The organism is Marinobacter halodurans, from assembly GCF_004327985.1.
GTDB classification, from domain to species: domain Bacteria; phylum Pseudomonadota; class Gammaproteobacteria; order Pseudomonadales; family Oleiphilaceae; genus Marinobacter_A; species Marinobacter_A halodurans.
The window spans coordinates 16,709-30,569 of sequence record NZ_SJDL01000042.1; the positions used below are offsets into that span (position 1 = coordinate 16,709).

The window sequence follows — 13,861 nt, forward strand, 5'->3', positions numbered from 1 at the left end:
TGAACCAGGCAAAAACGCGGTAGATTATGGCCGACTTTGATGAAGACCAGAAGAAGCTGGTGCTCAAGATCGTGTTTTACGGACCGGCTCTCAGCGGCAAGACCACCAACCTGATGCAGCTGCACAGCCAGCTCACCCCTGAGCGGATGGGAGAGCTGATGGTGCTGGAAACCAAGGACGACCGCACCCTGTTCTTCGACATGCTGCCCATTGGCATGCGCAGCCAGTCCGGCCTGGACCTGCGCCTCAAACTGTACACGGTGCCCGGCCAGGTCCAGCACGACAGTACCCGCAAGGCCGTCCTGTCACGGGCGGACGGCGTCATCTTCGTCGCCGATTCGCAGCGTGCCCAGCAGCACAACAACGCCGTATCGTTCGACAACCTCGACCAGAACCTGCAAAAGGTGGGTATTGACATCGAGTCGCTACCGATCGCACTGCAGTTCAACAAGCGGGACCTGCCGGACATCGTCGAGGAAGCAACGCTCAGGGAGCGCTGGAAAAGCACCCCCTGGACCCCGCCAGTCATGGCCAGTGCCCTGCAGGGCTATGGCATTATCGAAACCTTCCAGGTCCTGCTGGAACGCCTGTTCGTGACCATCGATGCCGAGCACGGACTCAACTGTCGTTTTGGCATCGACAAGGCCGAGTTCGTAGCACGACTCAGCAATGCCGGGGGAGAAGTGCATCATGCGTGACTTCGAGCACGATCCCAGTCTCGCCGAACTGCTTGACCCCAAGGCGATCAGCCAGCTCTCCACATTGCTCAGCAGCCTGGCAGACAGCGAACTGCAGCTCGAATCTTCAGCCGGGTCCGGTCCGGCCACCCCCGTCGAACTGAACCTGGACACCATTGGCTGGATCACCGGTGACAACCCCGAGCCCCGGCGCCGCGCGGCCGCCAGCCTCGTGGAAGTCGTCCTTCACTACGTCTACAAGTACCGTCTGGCGGCCAACCTGCACCGCAGCACCACGGAAGCCAGCTTTCAGGCTCTCGAGCGACAGAACGAAGCCCTGCGGCAGTCCGAGACCCGCTACCGCGAACTGGCCGAATCCCTGCAGGACCGGGTCGACAGCCAGGTCGAGGTGATACGCCAGGCCCAGCAGGAGCTCTATGAAAGCGCCCGGCTGCGGGCCGTGGGCTATCTCGCCGCCGGGGTCGCCCATGAGATCAACAATCCGATCGGCTTTATCAAGAGCAACCTGAAGGTGGCCAACGAATACGTTGACGAGCTGGAGGAAGCCCTGCCGGAGCAACACACCTGCCAAGACACCCTGGCCGACTTCCGGGCCCTGCTGGAGGAATCCCTGGCGGGCTCGACACGTATCGCGTCCATCGTCGCCGATCTCAAGGCCTTTTCCAGCATCGATCAGGGCGAGTATGTGAGTTGCAACATCAACCAGTTGCTGACCACGGCCATGCACCTGGTGCAGACCAGCCACCCCGACGCCCCGGAAATGACCACCACCCTGTCCGATCTGCCGGATATCCCGGGGCACGCCGCACGCCTGTCGCAGGCCCTGTTCAACGTGCTGGACAATGCGGCAAAAGCCGTGGAAGACGGGGGGACGATCGCCGTACAGACCCGGCACACGAACGCCGACACCATCCGGATCGAAGTGACCGATACCGGCTGCGGTATCGATGCCCAGTCTCTCGACCACATTTTCGATCCTTTCTTCACCACCCGCCAGGTGGGCAGTGGAACCGGCCTGGGACTAACCGTCGCCCGGGAAACCATCACCGCCCATCAAGGCTCGATCGACATCACCAGCGATCCCGGCCAAGGCACCCGGGTCGTCATTGAGCTGCCTGCGAAGCGGAAATAATCTATGTCCAGACGTTACGGCGCCCTTTTCCTGGAAAATGAAACGCCTCCGGCGGATAAACCGACAGAGGAGCAGCGCACTCCCTACCGACTCCTGATCGTTGACGACGAGCCCAACATCCTGTCGTCTCTCAAACGTGTCTTCGCACGGGAAAACTACACCCTGTTCTTTGCCCGATCGGGCGAGGAAGCGCTGGCCGTCATGGAGAAGGAATCCATCGACCTGGTCATGACGGACTTCATGATGCCGGGTCTCAACGGCAGCGAGCTGTTGCGCCGGGTCCGGGAGCGTTGGCCGGATACGATCCGGCTCATGCTGACCGGCCATGCCAATACGGATGCCGTCATGGGGTCCATCCGCGAGGGAGCAGTCTACCGGTTCATCCTCAAACCCTGGAATGACGACGACCTCCGCCTCACCATCGCCCTGGCCCTGGAGCAGTACGAACTGGTTCGCAAGAACCGTTCCCTGGAGCAGCAGAACCAGAAACAGAACAAGGACCTGGAAACCATCGCCAAGATGGGGGTCACCAACCGCAGCCAGCTGGCCATTCTCCTGCACAAGAAAGGCTGGCTGAATCCGCAGCAGATCCAGCAATTGCACCGGGAAATGCAGAGCAAGAAGGCACCGGTCATCCAGCTCATCATGGAGCACGACTGGCTGGACGCCGACAAGATCTACAATCTGCTGAAGACGGAGATGATGTTCGATGAAGTCGACCTGCGCGAAGCCCAGGTGGACCCCAACCTGCTGAACCTGATCCCGCAGAAGGTCTGCACGCGTCACCTGTTGCTGCCGCTCAATGTCGTCGGCAACCGCCTGCACCTGGCCATGGTCGATCCCATGGAGATTTCCCTGATCGACGAACTGGCCTTCATGTCCGGCTACTCCATCAATCCCCTGGTCTGTCCGCTTGAGCAGATGCAGAAAAAGCTGGCGGAGATGTTCGGAGCGGCGAGCGAAGGCATCGACGAGCTGGCCACCCGCATCGGCATGGACGACCCCTACGAGGGCATCGAGATCGTCCTTGATGAGGACAAGGATTCGGAAAGCCTGGAGCAGCTTCTCGGCAGCTCGGAAGAACCGCCGGCCATCCGGCTGGTCAATGCCATCATCCTGGAAGCCCTGCGGCTGAGAGCCAGCGACATCCATATCCATCCGCGCACCAAGGCGTTGATCGTTCGCTACCGCATCGACGGCGTCCTGCAGGACAAGATCCAGATTCCCACCGACCTGTTGATGTCCGTGGTCTCGCGGATCAAGGTCATGGCGGAGATGGACATCACCGAGCGGCGTCGGCCCCAGGATGGTCGGATTACGGTCAAGACCCCGATGCGGATTGTCGACCTGCGCATCTCCACCCTGCCGACCATCAACGGGGAGAAGGTCGTCATGCGGGTGCTGGAACGGCAATCGTCGGTCCAGTCGCTACAGGACCTGGGCCTGTCCCAGCACAACCTCCAGAGCCTCACCCGGGTGGTCAGCAAACCCCAGGGCATCATTCTCGCCACCGGCCCGACCGGCAGCGGCAAGACCACGACGCTCTATGCCCTGTTGCAGCATAACGCCACGCCCGAACGAAACTACGTCACCATTGAGGATCCAGTCGAGTATCAGGTCGACATGGCGGGCCAGGTTCCCGTAAAGGACCGCATCGGCCTGGATTTCGCCACCATCCTCCGGGCGATCCTCCGGCAGGACCCGGATGTGATCCTGCTGGGCGAAATCCGTGACGAAGAAACCGCCGATGTCGCCTTCCACGCCGCGATGACCGGCCACCTGGTCTACTCCACGCTACACACCAGTTCCGCGGCGGCAACCGTGGCACGGCTGCTGGACCTCGATCTGAAGCCCTACGTGCTGGCTTCGGCCCTGGAAGCCATCATTGCGCAGCGGCTGATCCGGCGCCTGTGCCAGAAGTGCAAGCAGGAGGTGGACCCCGATCCTGAGCTGGCCGCCCAACTGGGCCCGCAATTCACGAACCCCGGCACGGTCTACTACGGGCCCAAGGGGTGTAACCACTGCCACAACGGCTATACCGGGCGCATTGCGCTACACGAGGTGCTGACCATCAACGAGGAGTTGCGCCAGGCCATCACGGAACGGGCAAGCGCACTGACCATCGAGAGCCTCGCCAAGCAAAGGGGCATGAAACTCCTCATCGACGATGCGGCCGAGAAAGTCGCCGCCGGGCTCACCTCGCTGGAAGAGGTCCTGCGTATTCTGGGGCCGCAGGATCAGGCCTATGCCTGACCCCATTCCTCACATCCGGCTGCGCACCTGCCTGAGCCTGGCGGTGGCGTTCCTGCTGATGTCTTTGGGTCTGATAGCCCTCGGCGACCAGGTTTTCAATGCCGATCCCCGCCAGCCCGTTTGGGCGTTGCTTCCTTCGACGATGCTGCTGGTGTTCGCCGCCGCGCTGCTGTTCACGGTCTACCTCATCGGTTCACGCATACTGGTGGCCATCGCCGCGCTGACGACGTTAGGCCTGTCCCTGCTCATCCTGTTCTGGCCAGCGACCGATTCGCCGGAGACCGCCCCCTATCTGCCCCTCGATGACGTTCATCATGGTTCGGGCATTACGGCCCTGACCCTTGCAGCCCTGGGTGTCAGGTTCCTGTCGGCACTGTCCCGGACCAACATGCGGCCCATAGTCGCTATCACGAGCGCGGTGCTGGTTGTGTCAGGCGCACTCTCCCTGGCTTCGGTCTGGCTCCCCGCCCTTGCTCCCTATTCCTACAGTATCCGCCCGGAAACCAATCTCCTGCTGGGCCCCATACTGATACTCGCGGGCTGGGCTCTCACCGAACCGAAACCCTTGGTCGGTCCAGGGCCGGACATCCCCCCCAGGCTATGGATCTCGGGAGCGCTGTGCGCCTTGGTGGCCACCGTATGCTGGTACGGTGTGAGGACCTATCAGATTAACGACATGATCCAGCGAAACGAGCAGCTCACCCAACACCTCAGAAAGTCGATCAGCGACAAATACCGGGCGGACCTGTCCCTGGTCGATCGCATAGCATCAAGATGGCAGGCTTCGAACGAGCTCCCCGAACTCGCGCTCTGGTATACGGAGGCCCTCACCCACCTTCGTGGCTTCCCTGAAATTCACGTTATGGCGGTGCTGGACGGCATGAATGTCAGGGATCAGGTGATGGATCGGCGCCCGGAGTCTGCCCGGGTTATCGAACAGGCCATCGGCTCCGAAAGTGGCCGCGACTGGCTGGAACATATCGACAGGCATGCGCAGGCTACCATGGGGCCTACACTCATCTCAGGGAGCCAAAAACCCTACGCCGTCATTGCAGCACCGCTGCGTTTACCCGGACATTCCGAGTATAAAATCGCCGCGCTGATCAATCTCAGGACAATGATCGGCGAAGTGCTGGACGCAAGGGACAAGGGTTTCGCGCTGTCCGTCACCCGTAACGGCCAGGTCGTGTTCGATAGCCAGGAGGGCGGCTCAGGCAACTCATCGACCATTTCCCGTGAGACCCTGTCGTTCCATCACGATGATCCCTGGACGATTGCCAGTCATACGGCCAGTTCCGGCTTTCCCGTCGCCGAATTCTATCTGCCCGCCAGCATCTTCTTTACCGGCAGCCTTATGACCACCCTGTTCCTGGTCAGCCTCGCCGGCGGCCACCAGTCGCGGCAACAGAACCGGGCCTACAGCCGACTCAACGAGCGGTTGTCCGAGCTCCTTGCCCGGGAAAGGGAGGTTCGACATACCAACGAACGCATCATGCATTTCTCGCCGGATATCCTGTGCTCCATTTCGGCGAACGGCCGGTTTGTCCAGGTCAACCCGGCGTCACAGCATCTTTTCGGTTATACGCCGGATGCCCTGAAAGGGCAGCACATCTCGATGGTGGTGGATCCGGCCGATCTCGGGGCCACCATGGAGAAGGTCAAGGAAACCATCGAAGACAGCCCGACCGTCGAATTTCGCAACCACTGCCTGCACCGGGACGGGCATACGGTCTCGATGGTGTGGTCGGCAGAATGGTCGGAAGAGGACAACGCCCTGTTCTGTGTCGGACGGGACATCTCCGCCAACATCACCGCCGAGTTACTGGCCAAGGAACGACAGCAGTTCTTCTCCCTCACACCGGAAATGTTCTGTATTGTCGACCTCAATGGTCTGTTCTTCGAAACCAACCCGGCATTCTCCAGCGTCCTCGGCTATTCGCAGACCGAGCTGATCGGGGCCTCGTACATGCGCCTGGTCGTCGAAGAGGACAGAAACCGTCTGGCGGCTGCCGTCAACCGGCTGATCGGAGGCAAGAGCATCCACGATCTGGAAATCCGGGTACTGGACAGGCATCACGGGGAACACTGGCTGCAGTTGAATGCGGTACTCAGCGACGACGAACTGATCTACTGCGCCGCCCGCGACATCACCCCCATCAAGCGGACGCAGGAAGCCCTGAAGCAGAGCCAGGATCTGCTGCGCATTTCGGAGACAGCGGCCCGTATTGGTGGCTGGGAGCTGGACCGGGTGACCCTGCGGGCCCGTTGGACCGATATGGTCTATGAGCTGCATGGACTGGAGCCCGATTCATGTACCCCATCACTGCAGGAAATCATCGACGCTTTCGCCCCCGAAGACCGGCCTCGACTAAAGGCGCTGGTGGACGCCTGCTTCGAACAGGGAACACCCTTCGACGAAGAACTGCGATTGCACCCGGCAAACGGAACACGGAAGTGGGTTCGCACCATCGGCCACGCCGTGGTCGGTGACGACGGCCAGGTCATCCGGCTGCAGGGGGCCCTGCAGGACATCACCCAGATCAAGCAGTCCCAGGATGAAATACGCCGTCTCGACCAGCGGTTGACGACCGTCTTCGAAAGCATCACCGATGCCTTTTTTACGCTGGACCACAGCTGGCGCTTCACCCGCGTCAATTCCCGCTCGGAAGAGCTGCTGCGCCGGTCGGCCGATGACCTGCTGGGACGTTCGCTCTGGGACCTGTTTCCCGAGGCCAGGGGGACAATATTTGAGAGTGAGTATGGACGCGCCCTGGAAACCGGCGAATCGGTGTTTTTTGAGACCTATTACGAGCCACTGGATATCTGGGTCGAGGTCAGCGCCTATCCGTCCGAGGAGGGTCTGGCGGTCTATTTCAGGAGTATTGGAGAACGCAAGCGGGCCGAAGCCGACCTGAAGCGGACGCTGGAGGAACTGGAGCGCAGCAACCAGGAGCTGGAGAGCTTTGCCTTCGTGGCGTCCCACGATCTCCAGGAACCCCTCAGGAAGATCCAAACGTTTGCCGATCGCCTCATTTCCCGAAGTGAAATGCTGCCGGATACGGAAAAAGATTATCTCAAACGCATGCAATCGGCGGCCTCGCGCATGCAATCCCTGATCAGGGACCTGCTTTCCTACTCGAGGATCACCACGCGGGCCAAACCATTCACCCAGTGCGACACCAGTGCATTGATCGACGCCATCCTCGGGGACATGGAAACCACGATCCAGGCGGAAGAGGCGGTCATCAAGGTCGACGACCTGCCACCGGTGTTTGGTGACGACACCCAGATCCGGCAGGTCCTCCAGAACCTGATCAGCAACAGTGTCAAATTTCATAAAAAAGACACCCCTCCCTATATCGCTATACGTGCGGAGGACGTTACTGTTCAGGAGTGGACACTTTGTATCCAGGACAATGGCGTGGGGTTCGACATGGACTACGCTGAACGTATATTCGAACCGTTCCAGAGACTCCACAGCCGGGACGAATTCCCGGGAACAGGCATCGGCCTGGCCATCGTCAAGAAAGTACTCGAGCGTCATCATGCACGGTTCGCTGTTGAATCGTGCCCGGGCGAAGGATCGTTATTCCGGATGACCTTTCCCCGGCAGGCCCAAGGATTGAGGAGCCCCCCATGATCACAGCAACCAGAGCAGCAACGATTTTGATCGCCGAAGACGACCCCGATGACCGCCTCCTCCTGTCGGAAGCCATCTCCGACAGCCAGATGACCTATGAAACCGTCTTTGCAACAGACGGCGAAGAGGTCATGTCCTTCCTGCGTGGCAATCCGGCCAGCGTGAAACGGGGCGCCCTGCCAGACCTGATCCTTCTCGACATCAACATGCCACGCAAGAACGGGGAGGAGGTCATCAGGGAACTGGCCGGCCATCCGTTCCTGGGAAAGATTCCCATCATCGTGCTGAGCACGGCTTCCAACCTGGCGAGCAGGCTGGGGCACTTTCCCAATGTGCACCAGTGCTTCTCCAAGCCCGCCAACTACAGTGACCTGGTTTGCCTGGTCAGCAAATTGCCGACATACATTCAGAATGACCGCGGACGACCCTGAGGTGCCAATGGCAGCCATTCCTCAAGCAACACTGCATATCCTGCTGATCGAGGACGATGAGGATGATGTCCTCATTACACGGGACCTGCTTTCCGAAGGGCTGGAAGTCGCGTGGTCCCTGGACTGGAAGCGCCATTTCACGGACGGCCTGGCCGCACTGAGCGACAACGACTACGATGTGGCGCTGGTGGACCTGCGCCTCGGTCCCGACTCGGGTATCGATCTGATTCAGGCGGCCCGGGGTCAAGGCAGTCGTACGCCGGCCATACTCCTGACCGGACAGGGGGATACGGAGCTGGACCTGCATGCGGTGGAGCTGGGAGCCGCCGACTACCTCGTCAAGGGCGACGTCGATGGCCTGGGCATGGCCCGGAGTATTCACTATGCCGTCGAGCGGGCGCAACACAGGGCCCAACTGGAAGTCAGCGAAGCACGCTACCGGTTTCTTTTTGATGCCAACCCGGAACCCCTGTGCCTGGTCGACGCGGAATCGAACGCCATTATCGCGCTCAATGCCGCGGGCGCCGAACTTTACGGATCGTCTTTACCCGATCTGGAACAACAGCCGTTCAGCGCGCTGGTGGCCGATGACCAGTCACCGCTGACGTCGGATCCGGCCCTGTCTGGCTTTTGCCCCAAGAGTGGCACTCGCCTTGAAATCCATCGAAGGCAGGATGGCAGCCCGTTCTACGTCGAGATCACCGAGCATTCCGTCGTGCTGGATCAGGGACCAGCCCACCTGTTGATGCTGACGGACGTCTCCCCCCGCATTGAGGCGTCCCGCAAGGCCCGGGAAAGCGAGGAAGCCTATCTCAAGCTGCTGACCGATCTGCGGGATGCCGTTGTGGTCATCGACCAGAACCGGTCGGTACTTTTTGCCAACAAATCGGCGCATGCCCTCTTCCACACCACCCGGGCGGAGGACATCCGCCTGCCTGGGCAACTTCCGGCGCCCGACGAACCGGCACCGACCATCCTGAACCTGGGCGAGGAAGCCGGGGTATCGAAATGGACGGACATCCAGACCTCCCGGACGCAGTGGAATGGCGTGTCCGCCAGCATCGTGACGCTGCGAGACATGACCGACCGCATCAAGAACCAGGAGCGGATGCGGTTACTGACCCGCAGTATCGAGTCCTCCTCCAACGGGATCGTGATTGCCGAGGCGGGCCCCCGGAATAATCCGATCATCTATGTGAACCCCGCCTTCGAGGCCATCACGGGCTATACCCAGGACGAGGTCGAGGGCCGGGACTGTCGGCTCCTGCAGGGGCCGGACACCGAGCCGGAAAAGGTGGCGGAAATCCGCAAGGCACTCGACAGCCGGCAGGAAATCCGCCTTGTCCTGCGCAACTACCGCAAGGACGGCACGCCATTCTGGAACGATCTCTACGTCGCCCCGGTGACCGATGAGAGCGGAGAGATCCGCCATTTCATCGGTGTCCAGAGCGATATCTCCGCGCACAGGGACGCGGAGTCGACCATCGCCTACAACGCCAGCCACGACGTACTGACCGGTCTGCCCAACCGGTCGCTACTGGCCGACCGGATGGAACAGGGGCTGCAGTTCGCGGAAAGGCACAAGCGGACGCTGGCCGTCGTCTCCATCAACATGGACGGGTTCAAGCTCATCAACGATTCACTGGGGCACCCGGTCGGCGATCGGGTTCTCGTCGAGGTGGGCAAACGCCTCAGCCAACTCACCCGGGCTGGCGATACGGTGGCCCGCCTGGGGAGTGACGAGTTCGTGGTGCTGTTGCCCGACCTGGCCTTGCCTTCGGATGTGGTCGGCATTGTGGAGAAAATACTGGCCAGACTCGCCCAGCCCTACCAGGTCCAGGACCATAACCTGCACCTGACAGCGAGCGCCGGGATCGCCAGCAGCCAGAAGAACCGGGACGACCCCATGGCCCTGGTGCAGCAAGCCGACATGGCCATGATCCAGGCCAAACGCAAGGGGATGAACACCTACCAATGGTATACCTCCGACCTGAACGATGAAGCCAACAAGCGCGTCACCCTGCGCAACGAGCTGGAGAAGGCCATCGATTTGGGGCAGTTGATCCTTCACTACCAGCCCGAGGTGGACAGTCGTACCGGCAAGATCGTCAGCTCCGAGGCCCTGATTCGCTGGCAGCACCCTGAGCAGGGCCTGGTCGCGCCGGGACAGTTCATTCCGCTTGCGGAAGAGACCGGCCAGATCATTCGTATCGGCCATTGGGTACTGGAACAGGCCTGTACCGACAACAAACGACTGATGGATAACGGCCACACCCAGCATGCGGTGTCCGTCAACGCCTCACCGCTCCAGCTGCAGCAGGACAATTTCGCCGCGTCGGTGCAGGCCGTGCTGGAGAAGACCGGGCTCCCGGCAGATCAGTTGGAGATCGAAATCACCGAATCTGTCCTGATTGGCGACAAGCAGCGGGTCATCGACACCCTGAACGAGCTGTCCTCCATGGGCGTGAAGGTGACCATCGACGACTTTGGAACCGGGTTTTCCAGCCTCAGCTACATCAAGATGCTGCCCGCCTCAAAGCTGAAAATCGACCGGGCCTTCATCAAGGACGTCATCAGCGACAGCCAGGATGCCGCAATCACACTGGGGGTCATCTCCATGTCCCACCACCTGGGACTGGCGGTGGTTGCCGAAGGGGTTGAGACCGAAGCCCATGCCAACTTCCTTCGCCGCAACGAGTGTGACCTGTTGCAGGGCTATCACCTGTCCTACCCGGTGCCGATCGACGAACTGGAATCACTGCTCCAGTTGTCGGGAAAGAGCGTTCAGCCCCCCCGGGACGCGGAGCCGGAGCGGACACTGCTGATACTGGACGACGAGCAGAATATCATCCGCGCCCTGACACGCCTGCTGCGTCGGGACGGCTACCGGATCCTGTCAACCACCAACGCGCGGGAAGCCTTTGCCCTGCTTGCCGAGAATGACGTGCAGGTCATTATCTCCGACCAGCGCATGCCGGAGATGTCAGGCACCGAGTTTCTCAGCGAGGTCAAGGATATCTACCCGAACACCATTCGCATCGTGCTGTCCGGCTACACCGATCTCAAGTCGATCACCGACGCCATCAACGAGGGCGCGATCTACAAGTTCCTGACCAAGCCCTGGGATGACGAACAGATCCGCAGCAACATTCGTCAGGCATTCCGTCATCACGCTGCAGAGCAACATGCCGAGGAGTTTCAGTAACGATGGACATCATAACGACCGTTTCCGGCATGCCAGCGCCCCCACGCCGTTGAGATCCAGAGCATGGAACACACTGAAACCCAGACAGCAGCGCCGGTCTTCCGCATTCTCTTCGTCGACGACGAAGCCCCCATCCTGAGCTCGCTGCGCCGCATGATGCGCAAGCAGGACTACGACTGCTACTTTGCCCAGAATGCCCGGGAGGGGCTGTCGATCCTGGAGACCCACAACATCGACCTGATCATCTCGGACATGCGCATGCCGGAAATGGACGGCGCGGCGTTCCTGGCCGAGGTGAAGCGGCGCTGGCCGTTCAGTGTCCGATTCCTGCTGACGGGCCACGCCGACATGAATGCCGCCATCGACGCCCTGAATCTCGGCGGCATCAATCGCTACATCAGCAAGCCCTGGGACGAAACAGCGCTGCTGGAGGCGATCGATGAGGGGCTCCGGATTCGCCGGCTGGAGCGCGAGAAAAAGCGCCTGATCGACAAGACACGGGAGCAGAACCGGTCGCTGCAACAACTGAATGATGAACTGGAGAGCCGGGTGGAAGCCCGCACGGCGGAAGTGAGGAAAAAATCCGCCATGGTCAAGAAGGCCTTCGGCCAGTTGCAGCGGAGTTACGACAGTTTCGTCCGGGTCTTTTCCAGCGTCATCAGCAGCCGCCCCCAACTGATCAAGGGGCAGTCCCGGCTGGTCGCCGACCTGGCCCGTGATATCGCCACCCAACTGGAGCTGGAGACCGCCCAGGTCACCTACATCTACTACGCGGGCCTGATGCACGAACTGGGCAAGCTCAACCTGCCCGATGATCTTCTGCTCCGCTCGGAAGTCCACCTGACCCACCGGGACTGGGAGACCTACCACAAATACCCCGAGATGGGCGAGACCTTCCTGTCCTCCATCCCGGCACTGGCCTATTCCGGCACCCTGATCCGCCAGCACAACGAATCGTTCGATGGCGGCGGTTACCCGGACGGCCTGAAAGGTGAACATATCGAACTTGGCGCCCGCATCCTGCGGGTGGCCCGGGACTTCGTCGGCCTGCAGAGCGGCCTGATCAGAGCCGAGCCGCTTTCCCCCGACGAGGCCTATGCCCATATTAACGAGCGTGCCGGCCGCGACTATGATCCGTCGGTCGTCGAGCAGTTGAAGCCCTTTATTCATTCGCTGACGATCGACCGTATCCAGTCCCACGAGCGCCAGGTTGGGGTTATCGAACTGGTACCCGGCATGACGCTCACCCGGGATCTGGTCAACCGCACCGGCATCCTTCTCATGGCGGCCGGCGGTCAGTTGAGCGAGACCATCATCGACAAGCTGGTCCAGATGGAACGCATCGAAGGCCGGAAACTGTCGGTCTACGTGACTCAAACCGAAAACGAGGAAGGTTAAGCAAGATGCCGACGATAGCCCTGGTCGACGACGAACCCATGATCCTCAAGTCCCTGACTCGCCTGTTCAGGAAAACCGACTGGCGGATCCTCCCCTTTGACGACCCGCAGCAGGCCCTGGATAAACTTCAGGACGAGTCGGTCGATCTCGTTATCTCCGATTACCGCATGCCACAGATGAATGGCGTTGAATTCCTCAAGCGGTTCAAGGATACGCACCCCGACGCCTTACGCCTGGTCCTGAGTGGGCAAGCCGATATGGACGGCGTCCTTGAGGCGGTCAATGAATCGGAGGTCTATCGCTTCCTCCTGAAGCCCTGGAACGATGACGAGTTACTGGTCACCATTCGCAACGCACTGCGTTTCAATGAAGTGCTCAGGGAGAACCAGCAACTGGCCGACATTGTCCGGCGCCAGCGAGATCGCCTGAAACGACAGCAACAGGAACTTGAGCGTCTTGAGAGTGAAATGCCCGGCATTACCCGTGTGGACCGGACGGACGATGGCTTGATTGACGTGAGCGGCGAATTCGATGACGGGTGAATCCCCCCGTTATCGGCGTGTCTTCAGATGGATCCCCATCTCTTCCAGCGCTGGACTTTCGTCACCCCGCATAAGCCGTTTCAATTCACGCCGCGCCTCCTGGATCGCCATACCCTGCCCAGAGAGCCGGTCAAGCAGCTTGCCGAAGATCTCTCGTCGGCGCTGACCCGCCGGTGAATCGTCCCGGCGATCCTCGAAGACATCCATCAGGGTGGAGCCACAGACGCAGTTCCTGAAAAGCTCGACGATCGGGCTGTCATCATCGTCGTATCCCTGCTTGAGGCCGGAAGCCTGCCCCAGTGACGCCGATTGCCGGACAAAGGAATCCGGCGACTCATACTCTCGTCCACAGTTTGCACAACGCTTGGGAAACGCGCTATCGCTGAGCGCCCGAAGTCCCTCAAACAAACTTTGCTCGACGTCGCTATGGTCGTTCATGAATACCCATCCCCTACCGGTATGTTTCCCGGTACGCACCGCCGAGCATGGACAGCGATCTATTGCAGCCCATCGTACCCGGTGTCACGCCCACCAGTACCACTCGATTCTCGAGGCCGTCGAC

Annotated in this window: 9 protein-coding genes; 8 read left to right on the plus strand and 1 reads right to left on the minus strand. The window is 60.6% G+C overall.

The genetic code is table 11. The annotated features are described in order from the left end of the window. The first annotated feature begins 26 nt into the window (after nt 1-26). From EZI54_RS20000 to EZI54_RS20035, 8 genes are all read left to right on the plus strand, one after another. Complete coding sequence (locus EZI54_RS20000; protein ID WP_131483654.1) at nt 27-698, plus strand: GTP-binding protein; 672 nt, start codon at nt 27-29, stop codon at nt 696-698. Beyond that, nucleotides 691-1,830, plus strand: a complete 1,140-nt coding sequence (locus EZI54_RS20005) for a sensor histidine kinase (RefSeq protein WP_131483655.1) — start codon at nt 691-693, stop codon at nt 1,828-1,830. Before EZI54_RS20000 ends, EZI54_RS20005 begins: the two co-directional genes overlap by 8 nt. Nucleotides 1,831-1,833: 3 nt before the next feature. Continuing rightward, complete coding sequence (locus EZI54_RS20010; RefSeq protein WP_131483656.1) at nt 1,834-4,083, plus strand: ATPase, T2SS/T4P/T4SS family; 2,250 nt, start codon at nt 1,834-1,836, stop codon at nt 4,081-4,083. Beyond that, nucleotides 4,076-7,723: a PAS domain S-box protein gene (locus tag EZI54_RS20015; RefSeq protein WP_165495816.1), complete on the plus strand. Its 3,648-nt coding sequence runs from the start codon at nt 4,076-4,078 to the stop codon at nt 7,721-7,723. The genes EZI54_RS20010 and EZI54_RS20015 overlap by 8 nt, the downstream gene beginning before the upstream one ends. Continuing rightward, a complete protein-coding gene (locus tag EZI54_RS20020) occupies nt 7,720-8,154 on the plus strand; it encodes a response regulator (RefSeq protein WP_131483658.1) in 435 nt (144 codons plus the stop codon). The genes EZI54_RS20015 and EZI54_RS20020 overlap by 4 nt, the downstream gene beginning before the upstream one ends. Nucleotides 8,155-8,161: 7 nt before the next feature. Further along, nucleotides 8,162-11,359, plus strand: coding sequence for an EAL domain-containing protein (locus tag EZI54_RS20025; RefSeq protein ID WP_131483659.1), 3,198 nt, complete (start codon nt 8,162-8,164; stop codon nt 11,357-11,359). 63 nt (nt 11,360-11,422) lie between these two features. After that, nucleotides 11,423-12,757 carry a response regulator c-di-GMP phosphodiesterase, NosR family gene (gene nosR, locus EZI54_RS20030; protein WP_131483660.1) on the plus strand — a complete coding sequence of 445 codons (1,335 nt, stop codon included), beginning with the start codon at nt 11,423-11,425 and terminating at the stop codon, nt 12,755-12,757. A gap of 5 nt (nt 12,758-12,762) precedes the next feature. Further along, nucleotides 12,763-13,299, plus strand: coding sequence for a response regulator (locus EZI54_RS20035; protein ID WP_131483661.1), 537 nt, complete (start codon nt 12,763-12,765; stop codon nt 13,297-13,299). Nucleotides 13,300-13,308: 9 nt separating this feature from the next. Here the strand turns inward: EZI54_RS20035 and EZI54_RS20040 are convergent, their stop codons facing one another. Beyond that, entirely contained in the window at nt 13,309-13,737 is a 429-nt protein-coding gene (locus tag EZI54_RS20040; protein WP_131483662.1) for an oxidoreductase, read from the minus strand. Nucleotides 13,738-13,861 lie beyond the last annotated feature (124 nt).

What these genes read in the sequence shown, in the direction of transcription:
- EZI54_RS20000 (WP_131483654.1), top strand. Translation starts at nt 27, where the DNA reads ATGGCCGACTTTGATGAAGACCAGAAGAAGCTGGTGCTCAAGATCGTG.
- EZI54_RS20005 (WP_131483655.1), top strand. Translation starts at nt 691, where the DNA reads ATGCGTGACTTCGAGCACGATCCCAGTCTCGCCGAACTGCTTGACCCC.
- EZI54_RS20010 (WP_131483656.1), top strand. Translation starts at nt 1,834, where the DNA reads ATGTCCAGACGTTACGGCGCCCTTTTCCTGGAAAATGAAACGCCTCCG.
- EZI54_RS20015 (WP_165495816.1), top strand. Translation starts at nt 4,076, where the DNA reads ATGCCTGACCCCATTCCTCACATCCGGCTGCGCACCTGCCTGAGCCTG.
- EZI54_RS20020 (WP_131483658.1), top strand. Translation starts at nt 7,720, where the DNA reads ATGATCACAGCAACCAGAGCAGCAACGATTTTGATCGCCGAAGACGAC.
- EZI54_RS20025 (WP_131483659.1), top strand. Translation starts at nt 8,162, where the DNA reads ATGGCAGCCATTCCTCAAGCAACACTGCATATCCTGCTGATCGAGGAC.
- nosR (WP_131483660.1), top strand. Translation starts at nt 11,423, where the DNA reads ATGGAACACACTGAAACCCAGACAGCAGCGCCGGTCTTCCGCATTCTC.
- EZI54_RS20035 (WP_131483661.1), top strand. Translation starts at nt 12,763, where the DNA reads ATGCCGACGATAGCCCTGGTCGACGACGAACCCATGATCCTCAAGTCC.
- EZI54_RS20040 (WP_131483662.1), bottom strand. Translation starts at nt 13,737, where the DNA reads ATGAACGACCATAGCGACGTCGAGCAAAGTTTGTTTGAGGGACTTCGG.